Raw genomic sequence first — 20,575 nt, forward strand, 5'->3', positions numbered from 1 at the left:
GCTCCAGGGTGTTTTTCAAAGAGCATTCTGATGAATCACACTGATATTTCTCTGGTACGGCGGCGCCTTTTAGGCGCCGCAACTGTTTGGGGCCTGACCGCTCCGTGGCTGGCACAGGCCGCGCCTGGGCAGGGCACGTTCATCGAACGTACTCTGCATCGTCCTGTGCCGGGTGGGGTAGCCGTGCTGGACCTGGGATCAGGTGGCTCAGCCCCGGTGGCGCACTTTAATGGCAACCGTGTTCTAGTAATTCAGGATGCTGACCAGCGCTGGAAAGCGATTGTTGGGCTGGACCTGAAAACCCAAGCTGGCCAGCACAGCATCTCGGTGCAAGGGCAGTCGGGTGTGGCGTTCCAGGTGGGCAGCAAGCGGTATCGGGAGCAGCGCATTACCTTGAAAAACAAGTCTCATGTAAATCCGGACCCGCAGCAGCAGGCCCGTTTTGAGCGCGAGTATGAAGAGCAGATGCAGGCCTATGCCAGCTTTCGCAACGAAGGCCCCAGCAATGTGGTCTTTGAAAAGCCCGTTCCGGGTCGCCTGACCAGTCCGTTTGGTCTGCGCCGTTTCTTCAATGGCCAAGAGCGTAACCCACATTCGGGTCTGGACTTTGCCGCGCCTACCGGCACGGCAGTCAAAGTGCCTGCCGATGGGGTTGTCACCATCGTGGCGGACTACTTCTTTAACGGTAAAACCGTATTTGTGGATCACGGCCAGGGCCTGATCACCATGTTCTGTCACTTGTCGGCCTTTGATGTGCGTGTGGGCGATCGTGTCAGCAAGGGCGATGTCGTAGCGCGCTCCGGTGCGACGGGTCGTGCGACCGGCCCTCATTTGCACTGGAACGTCAGCCTGAATAACGCACGGGTGGACCCCGCTATCTTTATTGGTGCATTCCAGGCCTAGGCAGGGCCTGCAAGGTTTTTCATGATCATCGGTTCGGCATATCGACGGGGCTTGCGAGACAGCGCCTCTATCGCCTTGGGCTATGTCCCCGTAGCGATTTCCTTTGGGCTGACGGCGGTACACGCAGGCCTGTCGCCCTGGCTGGCGGTTCTAGTGTCCCTGATTGTGTACGCGGGGGCCAGCCAGTTCATTTTGATCAGCCTGTTGGTCGCAGGGGCGGCCTATCCCAGTATTTTGGGTATTGTGCTGCTTATGAACCTGCGCCATGTGTTCTACGGCCCGACCTTGATGGGCTTTTTCACCGGGCCCAGAACTGTGTCCAGCCTGTTCATGGCTCCAGGTTTGACTGACGAGGTCTTTGCCGCTTCTGCGGCCGGGGTGGCCCGCCAGCCGGCCCAAGAGCAAGAGTCCTGGTACTGTGGCTTGCAGTTAGGCTCTTACCTCTCCTGGGTCTTGGGCACCGCTTTGGGGGCATTCTTTGCCAGCGACCTGCTGGGCCAGTCTCCTGTGCTGGAGAAGACCTTGGGTTTTGTCTTGCCTGCCTTGTTTTTTGCTTTGCTGCTGGAAATCCGCCGTTCCGCACCTTTGCCGGTGCTGGTGGCAGCCGCTGTCGGGGCAGTGCTGGCCATGGCTTTCTTGCCCTCGTATCTGGCCATTATTGTCGGTATGCTGGCCGGCGGCCTAATGGCCTTGCGCCGCGCTTAAGGAGTAGAGATGGATTGGAGTTTTCTGCTCATGATTGTGCTGGCGGGCGTAGGCACATTTTTGATTCGTTACCTGCCTTTGCGCCTGGGTGGACGCCAAGGCAAGGCGGACCCCAGTCGCGTTTCGATCTGGCCGCGCCTGTTTGGCGCTATCGGTCCGGCAGGTGTGGTGTCTTTGCTCGTCGTGTCCCTGATTTCCTTGCTGCGCCCCGAGCAGATGTCCCTGGACTTGCCGCCTTTGCTGGCAGGTCTGGCAGGGGTGCTGCTGGGCCGCCGCTGGCCGGGTGGTATCGCGGGCTCAACACTGACCGGCGTGCTGGCCTACGGCCTGTGCGTGGCTTATGTGGGTGTGTAGATGATCTGGTCGAAGCTCTCTTGCTGATCGATCACGGCAATTTATGTTGGGTAGGCAAGAAGGGGGAGTCGCCTGTTTTTTTATTGAGTGTCTGCTGTCAGGTCTCAGACCAAAAAAAACGCCTGCTAGTGAGCGGGCGTTTTTTGTACGGCTGAAAACTGGTTTGCAAGCGGGTTTAACCCTTCACACGCACAATTTTCTGAACTTGGGGTACATGGCGAATTGCCCGAATCACGCGGGCCAGATGGGTGCGGCTATCCACCTGAACGGTTAGGTGCAGTACGGAGGTTGCAGCCGATTCATCCGGCATGGATATATGCAGGATATTGGAGTCGGCATCGGTAATTTCAGCAGCCAGACGGCCCAGGACACCGCGCTCGTTGATCGCAGTTACATCCAGACGGGTCGAGAGGTGGCGGGCGGTATTGCTGTCCCACATCACCGGCACCCAACGCTCGGGTTCTTTGGCCTGGGCGCGTTGTGCCACAGCACATTCCGCCATGTGAACGACCAGACCGTGACCTAAGCGGATACCACCAATAATAGCGTCACCAGGCAGCGGACCGCAGCACGGTGCTAACTGTACGGCCTGCCCCTCGTTACCGTGAATCAGAATCGGTGCCGAGGTGTTGGCACTGATTTCGTCAAATTCTGCGGCAGTAGTTTCCAGCAGGGGATTTTCTGGGGCAAAGCGGCGAGCCACAACGGCTGCCAAGCGTTTGCCCAAGCCAATATCAGCCAGAATTTCTTCGCGGGACGCTGCGCCTGAACCCTTGGCCAGCTTGTCCCAGTTTGGATCGTCGTCCGTAGCATGAGGCAGGCTTAGCTGGTCAAAGGCCTGATCGAGTAGGCGGCGACCAAAAGCTACGGATTCCTCGTATTTAACTGTACGCAGGTAGTGGCGAATTTCCGAACGGGCACGGCCGGAACGGACGTAGTTCAGCCACTGCGCGCTTGGGCGGGCGGCGGGGGAGGTAATGATCTCCACCGAGTCACCGCTTTTCAGCTCGGTGCGCAGCGGGGCAAACTCGCCATTGATCTTGGAGGCAACAGCGTGATTGCCGATGTCGGTATGGATGCTGTAGGCAAAGTCCACTGGCGTAGCACCGCGTGGCAGGGAAATAATCTTGCCTTTGGGGGTATGGACGTAAACCGCATCGGGGAACAGGTCAACTTTGACGTGCTCCAGGAATTCTGTGGAGTCACCCGTCTGGCTTTGGATGTCCAGCAAGGATTGCAACCAGCGGTGTGTACGCTTTTGCAAATCGTTCAGCGTGACGTCTTCTTCTTTGTACAGCCAGTGAGAGGCCACGCCTTCTTCAGCCACGTGGTCCATTTCGCGGGTGCGGAACTGGAACTCGACGGGGGTGCCGTAAGGGCCAATCAAGGTGGTGTGCAGGGATTGATAGCCATTCACTTTAGGGATGGCAATGTAGTCCTTGAACTTGCCCGGTACGGGGCGGTAGAGCTGATGCAGCGTACCCAGGGACAGATAGCACTCGGGCAAGGTATGAACAATGATGCGAAAGCCGTAAATATCCAGCACGTCCGAGAAGGATTTTTTCTGCTCGACCATCTTGCAGAAAATGCTGTAGAGCGACTTTTCACGACCGGATATCTCAGCATCAATGCCGGCTGCAGGCAGGGCAATCTTGACCGCTTCGGTGATTTTGCCCAGCACTTCACGGCGGTTGCCACGAGCGGCGAGCAGGGCCTTGTGCAGCACCTTGTAGCGATTGGGGTAGATGGCCTTGAAGCAGCGGTCCTGAAGCTCGCGAAACAGGGCGTTCAGGCCCAGGCGATGCGCAATCGGAGCGTAGATATCCAGGGTTTCCTGGGCTACGCGGCGGCGTTTTTCAGGTTTGACGGCGTCCAGCGTGCGCATATTGTGCAAGCGGTCGGCCAGCTTGATCAGGATGACGCGCACATCACGCGACATGGCCAGCAGCATCTTGCGAAAGCTGTCGGCTTGTTGCTGCGTCTTGGTGGCAAACTCCAGGCGTTCCAGCTTGGACAAACCGTCCACAATCTCGGCTACATCAGTACCGAATTTTTCAGCCAGTTCCTGCTTGGTGACGTCCTGATCTTCGATCACGTCATGCAGCAGGGCCGACATCAAGGCGTCGGTATCCAGCTTCCAGCCTGCACAGATTTCTGTGACGGCAATGGGGTGCGAGATATAGGGTTCGCCACTGGCGCGAAATTGCCCCAGGTGGGCCTGATCGGAAAAGCGATACGCTTCCCGTACCCGTTCTACATCTTTCGGGTCCAGGTACTGCGAGATGATCTTGGTTAGCGGAGCCAGTGAGGCAATAGGCGGGTTGGCACTTTCCTGCGCGGATTGTGCCAGTGCCGGGGTGTTCTTTTCTTTAGGCTTGCGACGACCTAGCCGTGAACCCTTTTTAAGGACGGCCAACAGCCCAGACGATGCGCCCCGTAAACCTGAAAATGCCATACCGTGCTCCGCTTGTGCCTATCAGGTAGGAACTTTGCGCAGCATTTCCAGACCGGTCGCGCCGGAGGCGATTTCTCGCAAGGCGGTAACCGTAGGCTTGTTCTTGCTTTCCAGGCGTGGTTCGTGGCCTTGGGCCAGTTCGCGCGCACGGTAGGCGGCTGCCAAGGTGAGCTTAAAGCGATTGGGGACTTGCTCCAGGCAGTCCTCGATAGTGATGCGAGCCATAGTAGACCTGTTATCAAAAAGAAATAAGAAGGAGATCAGCCCTGATTCAGCAGGGCATCTGCGCCTAATTGTTGAAAGAGTTGGCGATGCCGTACTGACTGAGTGGCAGTGCGCAACCGACTGGCCTGCACAATACTCAATAGCTGCTGTAATGCCGTATCAAAATCCTCATTGATAATAGCATATTGACAGTCACGAACATGGGCGATTTCGTGCTCGGCAGCCTCGACGCGGCGGGCAATGATCTCTTCGCTGTCCTGTCCGCGTTTGCGCAAACGCGCCTGCAAGGTGGGCAAGGAGGGCGGCAAAATGAAAATGCCTACGGCTTCGGGGAAATGTTCGCGGGCCAGACGGGCGCCTTGCCAGTCGATTTCCAGCAGCACATCGCGGCCTGCATTCAGGGCTTTCTGAATGGGTTCGCGGGGTGTGCCGTAGTAGTTGTCATGCACCTTGGCCCATTCCAGCATGGCGTTGTCGGCACACATCTGCTCGAAGCGCGCCTTGTCCACAAAGAAGTAGTGTTCGCCGTCGGTCTCACCAGGGCGTGGTGCTCGGGTCGTGGCCGAGATGGACAGCATGATGTTGGAATCGTTGGCCAGCAGGGCGTTGACCAGACTGGATTTGCCCGCCCCGCTGGGGGCGACAACCATAAAAACAGTGCCAGGATAGCTCGTGGACATGGAGAGCAGACTCTAGAAGTAGATTTTTATAAAAGAATTAATTGCTGCTTAGGTCGGTTTGCCCAAACTCAGTCAGGACAGCCATCACACTGGCCTTGTCCGAGCACAAAAAGACGACCGTGTCGTTGGGGTTCATGGAAAACAAAACCTCTTGTACTTCCTGGGCGGCATCGTCGGCCTGGGCGATGGCCATGACGTGCACATCGCCACCTGCCTCGAATTGTTCGGGGGGGACGATATTGGCAACGGCGTCCAGGTCAGGCTCGCTGATGGCCAGATACGCCCAGATCTTGTGCTCTTGCTCCAGGATGATCTCAAGCACGTAGCCCGAGTCAGTCTGCTCAATGATTTGGCTTTGTAGTTGCATAATTCAGTGGCTATGTCAGGTAAAGGACAGAGTAGCGGTAACAGGCGCATGATCCGAGGGCTGTTCATTGGCACGCGGTTCGCGGTCAATGTCGCAGGCTGAGCAACGGGTTTTCAAGGCATCGGACAACAAGGCATGGTCAATGCGTAAACCGGCGTCGCGGCGGAATGCAAAACGACGATAGTCCCACCAGGTAAAGGGGCTGCCGCTCTGCTCAAACAGGCGATAGGCGTCATGCAAGCCCAGTGCCAGCAAGCGCTCGAAGGCGGCCCGCTCGGGCGGGGAGACCAGAACATCATCGGCCCACTTGGCAGGGTCGTGAACGTCCTGGTCAGCTGGGGCAATATTATAGTCGCCCAGGATGGCCAGACGGGGATACTGCTGCAATTCTTTTTCCAACCAGTCGTGCAGGGCGGCGAACCATTCCAGCTTGTAGCTGTACTTTTCGCTCTCGAGCGACTGCCCGTTGGGGCAGTAGGCACAAATCACGCGGACCGGGCCGTCAGGCGATGGGTAGGTGGCGGCCAGCAGACGTTGCTGCGGGTCTTCGTAATTGGGCAGATTGCGCTGCACATCCGTGCCCGGCTCGCGGGAAATCAGGGCGACGCCGTTATAGGTTTTTTGACCTGCCCAGTGAGCGTGATATCCCATTTCCTGAAAAGCCTCCAAAGGAAAACGCTCGTCGGGCAGTTTCAGCTCTTGAAGGCAGAGTACATCGACGGGGTTGGCGGCCAGCCAGTCCAGAACTTGCGGAAGACGGACATTCAGGGAGTTCACGTTCCAGGTGGTGAGTTTCATGGTGTCAGACAATCTAAATAAAGCAGAGGAAGCCGTTGGAGCGGAGCTTTGTCGGTAGAGGTGGTGCAGAGGCGGCCATCAGCGTGTCGGAAACGGGCAAGAGGGCGTTTAGCGTGCGCGAATGCCGCCATCATATCAGCGCTAGCCAGGGACTGGTTTTAAAGCCAGCGAGGCGATGGGGATGAAATTGACCGCTCGACTTGATCTTTGTTCTAGGTCGTAGTGAAAAACAGACACTCTCGGACAAGAAATTTACCCTCAAACCGTCTGCATGTAACAGCTACAAAGTCAGGGTTCAAGACCTGAATGCCGTTGTGGGCAGATTGATGTTTTTAGGGCACTAAAAAGAGGGTTTTTTGCGTAGATCACGCGCCTGCTTGTGTTAAATTGCAGGCCAAGTTGGAACGGTGGGCCAAGAACGATGGAAGTGCTTGGCCGCAGCGCGTGATGCAAGGATTTGCCGTGCAGGAAAAGGGAATAAAAAAATCGCCGTAATGGCGACTTTTTCTGTGTGATCAAAACCGGAAAGAAGGCCAGTTTTGTCTGTCTTGAATGCAAGCAAGATGGAGGCGTGTGCTGGAATCGAACCAACCTGAACGGATTTGCAGTCCGTCACATAGCCAATCTGTCACCACGCCTTTTGTTTTGTCCTGGGACATGTAGAATTATGCCCAAGGACGTAGGGAAAAGCAAGTGTCAAATGACGGGACGTGAAAATCGGTACGATCTGCTGCACGAAAGCGACTGGCGTCCCTCCCTTTTTTTGCCGCCCCTGCGGCGCTCCCTTGTATTAAGGACATGGCATGCAATATCAATTCCCCATTGTGATTATCGATGAGGATTTTCGTTCTGAAAATGCGTCTGGTCTGAGCATTCGTGTATTAGCAGATGCGATCGAGGCTGAAGGCTTCGAGGTGTTGGGAACCACCAGTTATGGCGATTTGAGTCAATTTGCCCAGCAGCAAAGTCGTGCCAGCGCGTTTATTTTGTCCATCGATGATGAGGAGTTCACGCAAGATGGAGACAGCGCCCCGGCGCTGGTCAATTTGCGTGCCTTTATTCGGGCTGTGCGTCGTCGCAATACCGATGTGCCCATTTATGTCTATGGCGAGACCAAAACAGCTCGTCATATGCCAAACGATATCTTGCGCGAGCTGCAAGGCGTCATTCACATGTTCGAGGACACGCCCGAGTTTGTGGCGCGCCACATCGTGCGTGAAGCGCGCAGCTATGTGGAAGGCGTCAAGCCCCCGTTTCTGAAAGCCTTGCTCGACTACGCCGAAGATGGTTCCTATTCCTGGCACTGTCCCGGTCACTCCGGCGGTGTGGCCTTTCTGAAAAGCCCGGTCGGGCAGATTTTTCACCAGTTCTTTGGTGAGAACATGCTGCGTGCCGACGTGTGTAATGCCGTCGAAGAGCTGGGTCAATTGCTGGACCACAACGGGGCCATTGGTGCCAGTGAACGCAATGCCGCGCGTATTTTCAACGCGGATCACTGCTTTTTCGTCACCAATGGCACCAGCACCAGCAACAAGATTGTCTGGCATCACGCTGTGGCTCCCGGTGATGTGGTGGTCGTGGATCGCAATTGCCACAAATCCATCCTGCACAGCATCGTGATGACCGGTGCCATTCCCGTGTTCCTGCGTCCTACGCGCAACCACTTCGGGATTATTGGCCCGATTGCACGCAGTGAATTTGATATCGAGACCATTCGCGAGAAGATCCGCAAGCACCCCTTGCTCTCGCACCTGGATGCCGACACGGTTAAACCCCGCGTGTTGACGCTGACCCAGTCCACTTACGACGGCATTATTTACGACACTCAGGAGATCAAGAATGCCGTGGACGGTTACGTGGAAGTGCTGCACTTTGACGAGGCCTGGATTCCGCATGCGGCTTTCCATCCTTTCTACGGTCAGTTCCATGCCATGGGCAAGAACCGTCCGCGCCCACAAGAAACCATGGTGTTCTCCACCCAGTCCACCCACAAGCTGCTGGCCGGCTTGAGCCAAGCCAGCCATGTATTGGCACAGGACTCGGTAACCCGTAGTTTGGATCGCCATTTGTTTAATGAAGCCTATCTGATGCATACCAGCACCAGCCCGCAGTATGCGATTATTGCGTCCTGCGATGTGGCCGCTGCCATGATGGAGCCGCCCGGTGGACGTGTGCTGGTTGAAGAAAGCATTATTGAGGCGTTGGACTTTCGCCGCGCCATGCGCAAGGTCGAGTCGCAGTTTGATGAGGACGACTGGTGGTTCAAGGTATGGGGCCCGCCAACCCTGGCCGAGGACGGGGTGGGGCAGCCCGAAGACTGGATTATTACGGATGATGTTGAGCACAGTGAGTGGCACGGCTTTGGCCCGCTGGCTGATGGCTTCAATATGCTGGATCCGATCAAGGCGACGATTGTCACCCCCGGTCTGGATCTGACGGGCACGTTTGGTGAAACCGGTATTCCAGCCTCTATCGTGACCAAGTTCCTGGCGCAGCGTGGCGTGATCGTGGAGAAGATTGGCCTGTACAGCTTCTTTATCATGTTCACCATCGGTATTACCAAAGGCCGTTGGAATTCCCTGGTGACAGCCTTGCAGCAGTTCAAGGACGATTACGACCGTAACTTGCCCGTCTGGCGTGTTCTGCCTCAGTTCGCGCGTCAGTATCCTTGCTACGAAGAAATGGGCTTGCGCGATTTGTGTCAGCACGTGCACCAGTTGTACGCCAAGCACGACATTGCCCGTCTGATGACCGATATGTATCTGTCGGATGTGGTGCCTGTCATGCGTCCGGCTGATGCCTTTGCCTGCATTGCGCAGCGTCGTACTGAACGGGTCGAGATTGATCAGTTGGAAGGTCGCGTGACGACCAACCTGATCACTCCTTACCCGCCGGGTATTCCGCTCTTGATTCCGGGTGAAGCTTTCAACAAGACGATTGTGGATTTCCTGAAGTTCTCGCGTGAACTGCACCGCCAGTGTCCCGGCTTTGGTACGGATATCCACGGTTTTGTGGAAGAGGTCGATGCCTCGGGGCAGAAGCGTTACTACGTGGATTGCGTGGCGCAGTAAAACAGTTTTCTATCCAAGGCCGGGGCTGGGCATCGGTCTTTGGCTAGGGCTGTAAAGCAAGCGGGCCTGGTGATGGACCTTCAAGATTTTGGAAAACATCCAGATTTGAAGCGTCTTTGATCAGGCCCGGTTTTTATGGGCGGTTTGCCTGCGACCAATTCTTGTGACAGGTTCTTGTTGCAGCGTTTCGCTATAGACTCTGGGCCGTGCGCAAAGCACATTCCAGCAAACGCGAGGTCAGGATTTGTGGGTCGCGGTCTGCCCGCAAAATCGCGACAACCCGGCGGTGCAGGCTCGGTTGCTCGATTGGGTATTTGTGCAGATTGTGCTCGTGCAGCAGGCTGTCGGGAATGCGACTGGGCAAGATACAGTCTCCCAATCCTGAGGCGACCAGTCGTAACATGGCGTCGATGGTTTCGACTTCCGCCACAAATTCAGGGTGCAAGCCGCTGCTATGAATCATTCGGCGCAGGGCGTAGTGAGGCGGAAACCCGATCAGGCGCAAGGCCTGGTGGTTTAAGTCTGCATTTGGAAATGGCTCCTGTTTGGCGGAGATACGGCACATTTGGTCGTCAAATAAAGTGTGCGAGACCAAGCCACCACAGTCCACTGCCGAGTCGTATACAAAACCGACATCGGCCTTGCCGTTTGCCACCAACGCCACCACTTCGGGCGAGCTGCGCCCCAATAAGGATAAATTCACGGCCGGATGTGAGCTCATGAAAGCAGCTGCCACATCGGACATGAAGTAGTAGCTCAATGTGTGTACAGTGGCCAGCCTTACTGTGCCTGAATTGATGCCATGGTCCTGGCGCATTGCATGGATGGCGCCGTCAATACGACTGTAAGCGGGTTCAATGGCCTGGCGCAGTAGCTCGCCTGCGTCATTCAGGCTGACTCCGCGTCCGGTGCGGGTAAACAGGACCTGTCCCAGGCTTTGTTCCAATGTGTTTAATTGTTTGCTCAGGCTGGATTGGCTTTGTCCCAAATCATCAGCCGCTTTGCTGACCGAACCCAGTTGTGCGATGCGTAAAAAGCATCGCAAGGAACGATCCAGATTGTCGATGGAGCGGAAATCATGCATGCCATTGTCTCTTTATTGTTTTACTTAAATGCGCGAAAAGTGAGTTTTTACTGGGGGCCTTGGGTTGGGATGGGGAGTGGTGTTTGCAGACCAGTTATTTTGACTGGAATTGCCTATGAAAAAGCCCCGTTTTTAATTGCCTTTATTTTGTTCTAACATCGCCTAATTTGCATCCATAATGCACTCATATTATTAAAAAATTGATTTGTGGTCTAATCATTGATATAATAAAGAAATCGGGGCACTAAGGGCAGTGCCCCCTGGCGATATTGAGCAGGAGTTATTCGTGAGCAAATCGAAACCAGTACGTCGTAAACAGGCCTTTGAGGTTGAGCCCCTGAATTGGGTGGCTCCCAAGAAAGCAGTTGTAGAAACCGATCAGGAAGCCAAGGTGGACGCGTCCAGCGACCAGGCTCAGGACAACTAAGTTCTGACTGTAGGTGTAAAAAGCGCAAGCCATGGTGCTTGCGCTTTTTTTATGCCTGCCGGTTTGGCACTAAGACCAGCGGCGATGGGCCTGGGTAGGGGGCAGATGTCCTTGCTCCAGCAACTGTAGGCTGGCCTGTTCAAAGCAATTCCAGGTGGCCAAGGCCAGTTGTGAGCCGGTGCTGACACGGCGTACGCCAATGGCTGCCAAATCAGGCACGTTCAGCCCCGGATGAATCAGCAGCACATTCACGGGTGTCGGTGCCAGTGCCTGAACTACGTGGGCAATATCGTCCAGCTCGCGTAAACCGGGGGCGTAGACCACATCGGCACCGGCCTGGGCAAAGGCTTGCAGCCGGGCTATGGTTTGCTCCAGATCCAGCGCGCCAATCAGCATGCCTTCGCTGCGTCCCACTAGTAGAACGTCCTCACCACTGCTGCAAATGGCTTGCTTGGCCGCCTGGATGCGGGCCACGGCCAGATTCAGTTCGTACAGCTCGTTGCCTTGGCGATCTTCGATGGACAAACCTGCAATGCCGGTATCAATGGCCAGACGGACGTTTTCTGCGACCTGTTTCGGCTCATCGGCAAAACCGTTTTCAAAGTCGGCATTGAGCGGCAGGTTTGTGCTGGCCGCCAGTTGCCGCAAATGTGCCAGCAGGGCATCGCGGCCCACTTCAAAATCTTCCAGGCCGTTTGACCAGGCAAAAGCGGCGCTGCTGCTGGCAATCGCCTGAGCACCCAAACGTTCCAAGCGTTTGGCTCCCCCTATGTCCCAAGGGTTGGGCAAAACCAGTAAGCCGCTTTCATGCAAGGCTCGAAAACGGCGGCGTTTGTCCTGTGTGCTGATTGTCATGCCGAACTCCTGAGAACAAAAAACGCAAACCGAAGTTTGCGTTTTAATGCCTGGCCACGTTCTATTTTTTTTTGGCTTTCTTGCGGATAACCAGGACGGGGATTTCCGAGTAGGTCAGGACATGCTGTGTTTCGCTGCCCAAGAGCAGACGCTTGTAGCCCTTGCGGCCATGCGAGGACATGACGATCAGGTCGGCTTTTTGTTTTTCAGCGGTAGAAATAATGGCATCGGCCACCAGTTCTGATTTCACCACCAGGCCTTTGACTGAAACGCCAATATCTTTCCCGGCTTGTTTGACGGCAGCCAATTCGGATTGCGCGTGCTCTACCCAGGAGGCTTCGATACGGCTATCCAGCTTCTGGTCAATAATGGGGCCGCCTTCCAGATAGCTTTGTCGATAGCGCGGAATGACGCGCAGAGCCAGCAATTTGGCGCCGCTGGTCTTGGCCAGATTCAGTGCATGGGTGACGGCGTGGGCGGACAGTTCTGAGCCGTCGGTACATACCAGGATACGCTCGTACATGAGGGGGAATCCTATAAAAAGGGTTATCAAGAACGTGTCTTGTGGGTAAGGTATCAAACCATACTGCGAATTACGGTCTTTGTGTCTGCTTTACGGTTTTCCATGGCAGCCGTGTATATTCGAGTGGACGTTTTGTCAGCTTGGCTTTTTTATGCTGGTTATCATATCCCAAAGGGATTGAGGGAGATTCATATGAAAGAAGTAGTGGTAGTCCAGGCATGCCGTACCGCGATTGGTGATTTTGGTGGTGGATTAAAGAATGTGTCGCCAATCGAGATGGGAGCCACGGTGTTGCGCGCGGTACTGGACAGAAGTGGCGTATCAGCGGCAGACGTCCAGCATGTCGTGATGGGGCAGGTCATTCAGACCGAGCCGCGTGATATGTACTTGTCGCGTGTGGCCTCGGTGCAGGCTGGGGTGGGGCATGGAACACCGGCCATGAACGTTAACCGTTTATGCGGCTCGGGCCTGCAGGCTATTGTGTCGGCCGCGCAGGGCATTTTGCTCGGTGATGCCAAGGTGGCCTTGGCAGGTGGTGCAGAAAGCATGAGCCGTGCTCCTTATATGTCCAGCGCACATCGCTGGGGCGCTCGCATGGGCGACTCGGTCATGATGGACATGATGACCGGCGCGCTGACGGATCCCTTTGATCGCGTTCATATGGGTATTACGGCTGAAAACGTAGCTCGCCAATACGGCGTAACCCGTGCCGATCAGGACGAGCTGGCACTGGAATCGCACCAGCGTGCGCGTCGCGCAATCGAACAAGGCTACTTTAAAGAGCAGATCGTACCCATCATCCAGAAAAGCCGTAAGGGCGAGATCGTGTTTGATCAGGACGAACACGTACGCCTGGATGCCACGATGGAGAACTTTACCGGTTTGAAGCCCGTGTTCCTGCCCGACGGTGGCAGTGTGACGGCGGGCAATGCCTCCGGTCTGAATGACGGTGCGGCCGCTGTTTTGTTGATGTGTGCCGAAGAGGCGCGTCAACGTGGTCTGAAGCCATTGGCCAAACTCGTGTCTTGGGGCCATGCCGGTGTCGATCCCAGCATCATGGGCATTGGCCCTGTGCCCGCAACCCGTGTGGCGTTGGAACGTGCCGGTTTGAGCGTGTCGGACCTGGATGTGATCGAGTCCAACGAAGCTTTCGCTGCCCAGGCTTGCGCGGTAGTACGTGAGTTGGGCTTGGACCCGGCGCGCGTCAATCCCAACGGCAGTGGTATTAGCCTGGGCCACCCTATTGGGGCGACCGGCGCGGCCATTACCGTCAAGGCTTTGCATGAATTGCAGCGCGTTCAGGGTCGTTACGCGCTGGTCACCATGTGTATTGGTGGCGGCCAAGGCATTGCGGCAATTTTCGAGCGCTCTTGAGCTTGTTGATTGTCCCTCTCTAGGCCTCGTTTAGAGAGCAAGAAAGCCGGAAGTGGTACTAAACCACTTGCCGGCTTTTTTTGCGGCACATAACAGTAAATCTTACAAAACGCCGACCTGATTATTTGTTTTGTAGTGGCCCCTAAGCATCCGGCCAATTGCATCGAATTGTTTTAAAAATTATACGTGGCTTGTGTGGCTGAACACGGAGCCACTTTTTTCTCTAGTCAGAATAAAAGGAGGTTCGTATGCAAGAAGTCGTCCTGGTTCAGGCGTGTCGAACCGCGTTTGGTAACTTTGGTGGTTCGTTACGGAGTGTGCCCCCCGTTGAGATGGGCGCTGCTGTTATGCAGGAAGTGTTGGGCAGAAGCGGCATATCTGCCTCGGAGGTGGAGCAGGTGGTGATGGGGCAGGTGGTGCTGACCGAGCCCCAGGATATCTATTTGGCTCGGGCGGCCTCCATGAGGGTGGGGGTCGCTCATGAGGCTGTTGCGATGAGCGTGAATCGTTTATGTGCATCAGGTTTGCAGGCCATTATTTCGGCAGCGCAAGCGATCGTATTGGGTGAGGCCCAGGTGGCTTTGGCTGGCGGTGTTGAAAGCACCAGTCGAATACCGTATATGGCGACCTCCCAGCGTTGGGGGAGCCGCATGGGTAATGTGGCCTTGGTGGATGTTTTGTCGGAAATTTTTATCAGCCCTTTGACTCGGGAGCATGTGGGGGTGACGGGGGAGAATGTCGCCAGAAAGTACGGTGTGTCTCGTTGTGAACAGGATCAGTTGGCCCTGGAGTCGCATCGTCGAGCGGCGCGTGCCATTGAAAGCGGATACTTTAAAGAGCAGATCGTTCCGATGGTGGCACACGAGGGGACCGTCTTCGAGCAAGATGAGCATGTCCGGCATGATGGGAGCCTGGAGCAGCTTGCCGCCTTGAAGCCTATTTTCCAGAGCGACGGGGGAACGGTGACGGCTGGCAACATTCTGGGTTTAGCGGACGCGGCGGCGGTGGTGCTGATGATGGAAGAGGGGCAGGCGTGTCGTCAAGGCTTGAAACCCATGGGCAAGCTGCGCTCATGGGCGCATGCGGGCGTGGATCCACAACTTGCGGGAATGGGGCCGGTGCCATCGACTCGCTTGGCGCTTAAGCGAGCGGGGCTGACAGTGGCCGATATTGATGTGATCGAGTCCAATGAGGCGTTTGCGGCACAGGTGTGCGCCGTTGCCAAAGAATTGGATTTTGATCCGGAACGTGTCAATCCGAATGGCGGCAGCATTAGTATGGGCCATCCTTTGGGGGCGACAGGGGCGGCACTCGTGGTCAAGGCTTTGCATGAGTTGCAGCGTATCCAGGGGCGGTATGCGCTGGTAACCATGTGTCATGGCGGCAGCGAAGGAGTGGCCCTAATTATCGAGCGCCAGTGAGCCGTTGCTCATCAAGTGATCGCTGTTATGATGGCGCCTTGCTAAAAAACGCCGGAAGGGGCGCAATGTCACCTTCCGGCGTTGTTTTCTCTGTCTGCAGGGTATGTCCAGGTTCAGATTGCTGAGGGAAAGTTGCTTCTGCCTGAACCGGGGTGCCTGACTGATTTGCAAGGAAGAGTTTCATGGCTGGTGAGCAGGGGGACGATAGTCCTACGTTGTCGGAAAGCGAGGGGATCCGTTATCTGCACTTTGGAACGGAATGGATTCAAGGTGCCATGCGCATTCGCAAGCCCGCTGAATTGGTCTTGGCCTATACACAACAAATGATGGCCTGGCTGTTGTTTACGCCAGACCCCAAGCCCGAACACAAGCTGGCCATTCTGGGCCTGGGGGCGGGATCCTTGTTGCGCTTCTGTCTGAAGCAGACCGACAGCCAGGTTCAGACGGTGGAATGGAACCCGTCTGTAATTGGGATGTGTCATGCCTTTTTCCGTTTGCCACGTAGCCCACGCTCCCTGATTGATCAGGCTGATGCCGGGGTCTGGGTGCAAGACAGCGATCAGCACGGCCAATATCGCGCCTTGATGGTGGATTTATACGACGCCCATGCCGAAGGCCCGGTGCGCGACAGTTTGGAGTTTTACCAGGATTGTCGTGCCATTCTGGATGACGAGGGCATTATGACCGTCAATCTTTTTGGTGCGCATCCCAGCTTCAAACACAATATCGACAATATTCGTGAAGCCTTCAATGGCAAAGTCTTATTGTTGCCCGAGATGGACGAGGGCAACCAAGTGGTTCTGGCCTTCAAGGGCAGCACACTGGAGATGACGGCCGGAGAGTTGCTCAATCGGGCCGAGCATGTGCAGGCCGATTATGGCTTGCCGGCCACGCGTTGGGCCAGGGAACTGTTGTCGTTTCGTCGACAGATGCTAGACCAGTAAAGTGTTGGGGCAGGGATTACCTCAAGGGGCAAAGTCCTGCTGTTCGCGTTAGACTTAACACCTAAAATTTTCGTTTTTGCATCTAAGGAGTAATTGGATGAAGCTGATCAGATCGGTGCATCAGGTGGCGGCCGCGTTGGCTTGTGTGGGATTGATGTCGGGCGCTGCAGTTCATGCGCAATCTGTATCGGTATCGTCGATTGTGGAACATCCGGCCTTGGACGCCATTAAGGATGGGGTACACAAAGCACTGACTGATGCCGGTTACAACGAAGCCTCGGGCTTCAAATGGCAGTTTCAGACCGCGCAGGGCAACCCTGCCATTGCTGCTCAAATTGCTCGCAAGTTCGTGGGCGACAAGGCTGACGTGATTGTGGCGATTTCCACGCCTTCGGCTCAGGCTGTCGTATCAGCAACCAAGACCATTCCTGTGGTGTACTCGGCGGTGACCGATCCCGTGGTGGCGCATCTGGTTCCCAGCATGGAGCCGTCCGGCACCAACGTGACGGGTGTGTCCGACGCTCTGGCATTGGAAGCCCAGGTGGATCTGATCAAGAAAATCGTTCCCGATGCCAAGCGTGTGGGTATGGTGTACAACCCCGGTGAAGCCAACTCGGCCGTGGTCGTCAAGGAAATGAAAGAGCTGTTGCCCAAGCATGGCATGACGCTGGTAGAAGCCACGGCTCCTCGTACCGTGGACGTGGGTGCGGCTGCCCGTAGTCTGGTGGGCAAGGTCGATGTGATCTACACCAATACTGATAACAACGTGGTGTCGGCATACGAATCCTTGGTCAAAGTCGGTAACGATGCCAAAGTACCCCTGATTGCCTCTGACACCGACAGTGTGGCCCGTGGCGCGATTGCGGCGTTGGGCGTGAACTACTACAACCTGGGCTTGCAAACCGGTCAACAAGTCATCCGTATTCTGAAGGGTGAAAAACCCGGCGATATGGCTTCCGAGACCAGCAGCAATCTGGAGCTGTATGTCAATCCGGGCGCTGCCAAGCGCCAAGGCGTTTCGCTTAACGAGGACTTCGTGAAGTCCGCTACAAAAATCGTCGAATAAGCCTGAGCTGACTGCTTCTTGCAGGTGGGTTGCCACAAGCTGCCCGCCTGTTTCTTTTGTATCCTAGACGTCCAACAATATGTCTATTTATTCAATGTGGGGGGCCCTGGAGATTGGTCTGATTTTCGGACTGGTTGCTCTGGGTGTTCTGATTTCTTTTCGCATCTTGCGATTTCCTGACCTGACGGTCGATGGTAGTTTTCCTTTGGGTGGGGCGGTTGCCGCCATCCTGATCAGTCAGGGCAATGATCCTTTTCTGGCGACCGTGGTGGCAACGTTTGCCGGCGCCATTGCCGGAACCATTACCGGCTGGTTGAATGTCCGCCTGAAAATCATGGATCTGCTGGCCAGTATCCTGATGATGATCGCCTTGTATTCCATTAACCTGCGCATCATGGGTCGTCCCAATGTTCCTTTGATCATGGAACCGACGGTCTTTACGATCCTGCAGCCCGAAGCCATCGCTGACTATATTGCCCGTCCTTTGCTGTTGATTGGTTTGGTGATCATCGCCAAGCTGGCGCTGGATTGGTTCTTCGGTACACAAACGGGTCTGGCCATGCGTGCCACTGGTGCCAATGCCCGTATGGCTCGTGCGCAAGGCGTGGCAACCGGCAATATGCTTTTGCTGGGGATGGCGATTTCCAATGCGCTGGTCGCTTTGGCCGGTGCCTTGTTTGCTCAGTCGCAGGGTGGGGCGGATATTTCCATGGGTATTGGGACTATCGTGATTGGTCTGGCCGCCGTGATTGTGGGTGAAAGCATTTTGCCTGCTCGTAAACTGTTCTACGCCACCTTGGCCGTGGTGCTGGGTGCGATTCTGTACCGCTTCTTTATTGCTTTGGCCCTGAATGCCGATGTGATCGGCTTGAAAGCGCAGGACTTGAATCTGGTCACCGCCCTGTTGGTAACCGTGGCGCTGGTGATTCCATTGCTCAAGAAAAAGCGTGCTCGTAAACAGAAGGGGGCTCAGTAATGTTAGAAGCAAAAAAACTGTGCCTGACCTTTAACCCAGGCACGCCTATTGAAACCCGCGCCTTGCGCGGCTTGTCCCTGACCATTCCTGAAGGGCAGTTTGTGACCGTGATCGGCTCGAACGGCGCAGGCAAGTCTACTTTTCTGAATGCGATCTCGGGCGACCAGTCTGTCGATGATGGTCAAATCATGATCGACAACGTGGACGTGACTCGTCGCCCGGTCTGGGAACGTGCCAACTGGGTTGCCCGTGTGTTTCAGGATCCGATGGCTGGTACCTGTGAGGACCTGACCATTGAAGAAAATATGGCACTGGCGACGTGTCGTGGCAGTCGCCGCGGGTTGAGCCGTGCTGTGCGTCACTCCATGCGTGCTGAGTTTGCAGAGCGCCTGGAAACCTTGGGCCTGGGTCTGGAAAACCGTCTGACAGACCGTATCGGTTTGCTGTCTGGTGGTCAACGTCAGGCGGTCAGCTTGTTGATGGCCGCGTTGCGTCCTTCCAAGATATTGTTGCTGGATGAACATACTGCCGCCTTGGATCCACGTACGGCAGACTTCGTGTTGCAACTGACCAACCGTATTGTGCGCGAAGGTGGCCTGACCACCATGATGGTCACGCACAGTATGCGTCAGGCTCTGGATGTGGGCGACCGCACGGTGATGTTGCATCAAGGCAAGGTGGTGCTGGATGTCAGCGGTGAGCAGCGCCAAGGCCTGGATGTGCGTGATTTGCTGGAGATGTTTGAGAAGGTGCGGGGTGAAACACTAGCCGATGATAGTTTATTGCTAGGCTAGAAAGCACTATTCCGAATCTGGAAAACCGCGTCAACTCTAGGGGGTAAACGCGGTTTTTTTATATTAAAAAATCCCTAGGCATATGATAATACGTGTTCTTTTGGCGTAGGCGGACGACGGGGCAAGTGTAAGGGGGGAGCTGGCTAATCGTAGTCGCCAAACGATTGCAAGATCGGAATGCGTCTCATCGCAAATTTTCCTGTTTGATTTGGGCTTTTTCGACATATACTTGCTGCTTGTCCAAACCATACAATCCAGTCAGTTTAAGCGTTAAACTCCCATGCAACGCTTAGCTCAGGAGTTCTTCATGTCATTTCAAAGCTTGTTGGGTCGGCAGACTTTCCGTATTGCTGCCTTCTCTTCCTTGGTTCTTCTGGCCGCTTGCGGCAACAAAGAGCCTCAAGCTCCGGCCGGCGGGATGAAGGTCCCGGTCAGTGTGATTACCGTCCAACCGACCTCTACCGAGTTGTTCTCCGAGCTGCCTGGACGAGTCGAAGCCATCAAAGATGCACAAATCCGCGCCCGTGTGTCGGGAATCGTGGAAGAAATCAACTTTGAACAGGGCGCTGATGTCAAACAAGATCAGCTCTTGTTTACCATTGATCCTGCTCCTTACCGAGCTGTTCGCAATCAGGCCGCCGCCCAGTTGAAAAATGCGCAGGCGGAAGCGCAAAGTGCCAAGCAATTGGCCCAGCGCTATGAGCGTTTGATCAAGGAAAATGCGGTTTCGCGTCAGGATTACGATAATGCCAAGGCCCGTGCGATGCAGGCGGATGCGGCGATTGCTGCTGCGCAAGCCACGTTAGAGAGCGCCAATATTGATTTGGGCTACACCAAGATTGTGTCGCCGGTGTCAGGTCGTATTGGCAAATCCTTCGTAACCGAAGGTGCGCTGGTCTCGGCCGCCAACGCCACGCACATGGCAACCGTACAGCAACTGGATCGTGTCTATATTGATGTGACCCGTTCGACGGCAGAGCTGACTCAACTGCGTCGCGCCATGGCCGATGGCACCTTGAAGTCAGCGGGTGAGGCCCAGGCCAAAGCCAAGGCTGTGCTGGAAGATGGCTCTTTGTACGATCAGGACGGTGTGCTGCTGTTTAGCGGTGTCAGCGTGGATCCTTCTACTTCGCAAGTGACCTTGCGTGCCGTGTTCCCGAACCCTGACGAGATCCTCTTGCCCGGTATGTACGTGCGCGTTCGTCTGGAACAAGGCGTGATTCCCGATGCCTTGTTGGTGCCCGCCCAGGCGGTTCAGTACACCTCGGATGGGGCCTCTAATATTTACGTGGTTCGTGAAGAGAAAGCCCAGTCCGTACCGGTTGTATTGGGACCTGAAAGCGATGGTCAGTATGTCGTGGAGAATGGCCTGCAAGCTGGAGACCAGATCATTGTCGAAGGCTTCCAGAAGATTCGACCCGGTGCACCTGTCCAGACGATGCCTTGGAAGCAGGGCAACAAATCCGCCGCTGCGCCTGCTCCTGATGCGGCCCCCGCACAGGAACCGGCCGCTGCGGCTGAGCCAAACGAAGCCAAGTCTAGCGAGTAAGCGA

The 20,575-nt window shown here is 55.6% G+C and carries 21 protein-coding genes and 1 tRNA gene; 13 read left to right on the forward strand and 9 right to left on the reverse strand.

Annotation, left to right across the window (positions count from 1 at the left end):
* Positions 1–30: 30 nt before the first annotated feature.
* The 3 genes from AB7E06_RS04735 to AB7E06_RS04745 are packed head-to-tail and all read left to right on the forward strand — an operon-like array spanning position 31 to position 1,962.
* Complete coding sequence (locus AB7E06_RS04735) at positions 31–903, forward strand: M23 family metallopeptidase (RefSeq protein WP_108727553.1); 873 nt, start codon at positions 31–33, stop codon at positions 901–903.
* A 21-nt stretch (positions 904–924) separates the two neighbouring features.
* Positions 925–1,608: an AzlC family ABC transporter permease gene (locus AB7E06_RS04740; protein WP_125276757.1), complete on the forward strand. Its 684-nt coding sequence runs from the start codon at positions 925–927 to the stop codon at positions 1,606–1,608.
* Between the two features lie 9 nt (positions 1,609–1,617).
* On the forward strand, positions 1,618–1,962 hold the full coding sequence (locus AB7E06_RS04745; RefSeq protein WP_230017976.1) for an AzlD domain-containing protein: 345 nt from the start codon (positions 1,618–1,620) through the stop codon (positions 1,960–1,962).
* A 175-nt stretch (positions 1,963–2,137) separates the two neighbouring features.
* Here AB7E06_RS04745 and AB7E06_RS04750 read toward each other — a convergent pair whose 3' ends face one another.
* The 6 genes from AB7E06_RS04750 to AB7E06_RS04775 all read right to left on the reverse strand — a co-directional run bounded on the left by AB7E06_RS04750 (position 2,138) and on the right by AB7E06_RS04775 (position 7,125).
* Positions 2,138–4,417, reverse strand: a complete 2,280-nt coding sequence (locus tag AB7E06_RS04750) for a RelA/SpoT family protein (RefSeq protein ID WP_094196872.1) — start codon at positions 4,415–4,417, stop codon at positions 2,138–2,140.
* Positions 4,418–4,438: 21 nt separating this feature from the next.
* A complete protein-coding gene (rpoZ, locus tag AB7E06_RS04755) occupies positions 4,439–4,642 on the reverse strand; it encodes a DNA-directed RNA polymerase subunit omega (RefSeq protein WP_003799665.1) in 204 nt (67 codons plus the stop codon).
* A 35-nt stretch (positions 4,643–4,677) separates the two neighbouring features.
* Positions 4,678–5,322, reverse strand: a complete 645-nt coding sequence (gene gmk / locus AB7E06_RS04760; protein ID WP_230017978.1) for a guanylate kinase — start codon at positions 5,320–5,322, stop codon at positions 4,678–4,680.
* 37 nt (positions 5,323–5,359) lie between these two features.
* Entirely contained in the window at positions 5,360–5,689 is a 330-nt protein-coding gene (locus AB7E06_RS04765; RefSeq protein WP_094196870.1) for a hypothetical protein, read from the reverse strand.
* 15 nt (positions 5,690–5,704) lie between these two features.
* The gene (gene xth / locus AB7E06_RS04770; protein ID WP_094196869.1) at positions 5,705–6,487 is read right to left on the reverse strand and encodes an exodeoxyribonuclease III; all 783 of its coding nucleotides are present in this window, start codon (positions 6,485–6,487) and stop codon (positions 5,705–5,707) included.
* A 564-nt stretch (positions 6,488–7,051) separates the two neighbouring features.
* Positions 7,052–7,125: transfer RNA gene (locus tag AB7E06_RS04775), tRNA-Cys, on the reverse strand.
* Between the two features lie 165 nt (positions 7,126–7,290).
* On the opposite strand from AB7E06_RS04775, the gene AB7E06_RS04780 reads away from it, so the two are divergent.
* Positions 7,291–9,558: an arginine/lysine/ornithine decarboxylase gene (locus AB7E06_RS04780; RefSeq protein WP_094196868.1), complete on the forward strand. Its 2,268-nt coding sequence runs from the start codon at positions 7,291–7,293 to the stop codon at positions 9,556–9,558.
* A 190-nt stretch (positions 9,559–9,748) separates the two neighbouring features.
* Here the strand turns inward: AB7E06_RS04780 and AB7E06_RS04785 are convergent, their stop codons facing one another.
* Positions 9,749–10,642 (reverse strand): LysR family transcriptional regulator, encoded by an 894-nt coding sequence (locus tag AB7E06_RS04785; RefSeq protein WP_125276758.1) that lies wholly within the window; start codon positions 10,640–10,642, stop codon positions 9,749–9,751.
* Here AB7E06_RS04785 and AB7E06_RS04790 point away from each other — a divergent pair.
* Positions 10,637–10,798 carry a hypothetical protein gene (locus tag AB7E06_RS04790; RefSeq protein WP_159086123.1) on the forward strand — a complete coding sequence of 54 codons (162 nt, stop codon included), beginning with the start codon at positions 10,637–10,639 and terminating at the stop codon, positions 10,796–10,798. The genes AB7E06_RS04785 and AB7E06_RS04790 overlap by 6 nt on opposite strands.
* Before the next feature lie 130 nt (positions 10,799–10,928).
* A complete protein-coding gene (locus AB7E06_RS04795; protein WP_159063934.1) occupies positions 10,929–11,069 on the forward strand; it encodes a hypothetical protein in 141 nt (46 codons plus the stop codon).
* Positions 11,070–11,138: 69 nt separating this feature from the next.
* On the opposite strand, the gene AB7E06_RS04800 is transcribed toward AB7E06_RS04795, so the two are convergent.
* Together AB7E06_RS04800 and AB7E06_RS04805 are read right to left on the reverse strand one after the other, a co-directional pair.
* Complete coding sequence (locus tag AB7E06_RS04800; protein ID WP_427955440.1) at positions 11,139–11,924, reverse strand: isocitrate lyase/PEP mutase family protein; 786 nt, start codon at positions 11,922–11,924, stop codon at positions 11,139–11,141.
* A 61-nt stretch (positions 11,925–11,985) separates the two neighbouring features.
* Complete coding sequence (locus AB7E06_RS04805; RefSeq protein WP_009457090.1) at positions 11,986–12,447, reverse strand: universal stress protein; 462 nt, start codon at positions 12,445–12,447, stop codon at positions 11,986–11,988.
* A 192-nt stretch (positions 12,448–12,639) separates the two neighbouring features.
* Between AB7E06_RS04805 and AB7E06_RS04810 the strand changes: the two genes are divergently transcribed.
* The 7 genes from AB7E06_RS04810 to AB7E06_RS04840 all read left to right on the forward strand — a co-directional run bounded on the left by AB7E06_RS04810 (position 12,640) and on the right by AB7E06_RS04840 (position 20,571).
* Positions 12,640–13,821: an acetyl-CoA C-acyltransferase family protein gene (locus tag AB7E06_RS04810; protein ID WP_094196865.1), complete on the forward strand. Its 1,182-nt coding sequence runs from the start codon at positions 12,640–12,642 to the stop codon at positions 13,819–13,821.
* 248 nt (positions 13,822–14,069) lie between these two features.
* Positions 14,070–15,242, forward strand: coding sequence for a beta-ketothiolase BktB (bktB, locus tag AB7E06_RS04815; protein ID WP_108727548.1), 1,173 nt, complete (start codon positions 14,070–14,072; stop codon positions 15,240–15,242).
* A gap of 182 nt (positions 15,243–15,424) precedes the next feature.
* Positions 15,425–16,186, forward strand: a complete 762-nt coding sequence (locus AB7E06_RS04820) for a spermidine synthase (protein WP_094196863.1) — start codon at positions 15,425–15,427, stop codon at positions 16,184–16,186.
* Between the two features lie 97 nt (positions 16,187–16,283).
* A complete protein-coding gene (locus tag AB7E06_RS04825) occupies positions 16,284–17,252 on the forward strand; it encodes an ABC transporter substrate-binding protein (RefSeq protein ID WP_094196862.1) in 969 nt (322 codons plus the stop codon).
* A gap of 79 nt (positions 17,253–17,331) precedes the next feature.
* Positions 17,332–18,228, forward strand: coding sequence for an ABC transporter permease (locus AB7E06_RS04830; RefSeq protein WP_094196861.1), 897 nt, complete (start codon positions 17,332–17,334; stop codon positions 18,226–18,228).
* Positions 18,228–19,022 carry an ABC transporter ATP-binding protein gene (locus AB7E06_RS04835; RefSeq protein ID WP_094196860.1) on the forward strand — a complete coding sequence of 265 codons (795 nt, stop codon included), beginning with the start codon at positions 18,228–18,230 and terminating at the stop codon, positions 19,020–19,022. Before AB7E06_RS04830 ends, AB7E06_RS04835 begins: the two co-directional genes overlap by 1 nt.
* A gap of 307 nt (positions 19,023–19,329) precedes the next feature.
* On the forward strand, positions 19,330–20,571 hold the full coding sequence (locus tag AB7E06_RS04840; protein WP_094196859.1) for an efflux RND transporter periplasmic adaptor subunit: 1,242 nt from the start codon (positions 19,330–19,332) through the stop codon (positions 20,569–20,571).
* Positions 20,572–20,575 lie beyond the last annotated feature (4 nt).

This window comes from Alcaligenes sp., assembly GCF_050255915.1.
GTDB lineage: Bacteria > Pseudomonadota > Gammaproteobacteria > Burkholderiales > Burkholderiaceae_B > Alcaligenes > Alcaligenes aquatilis.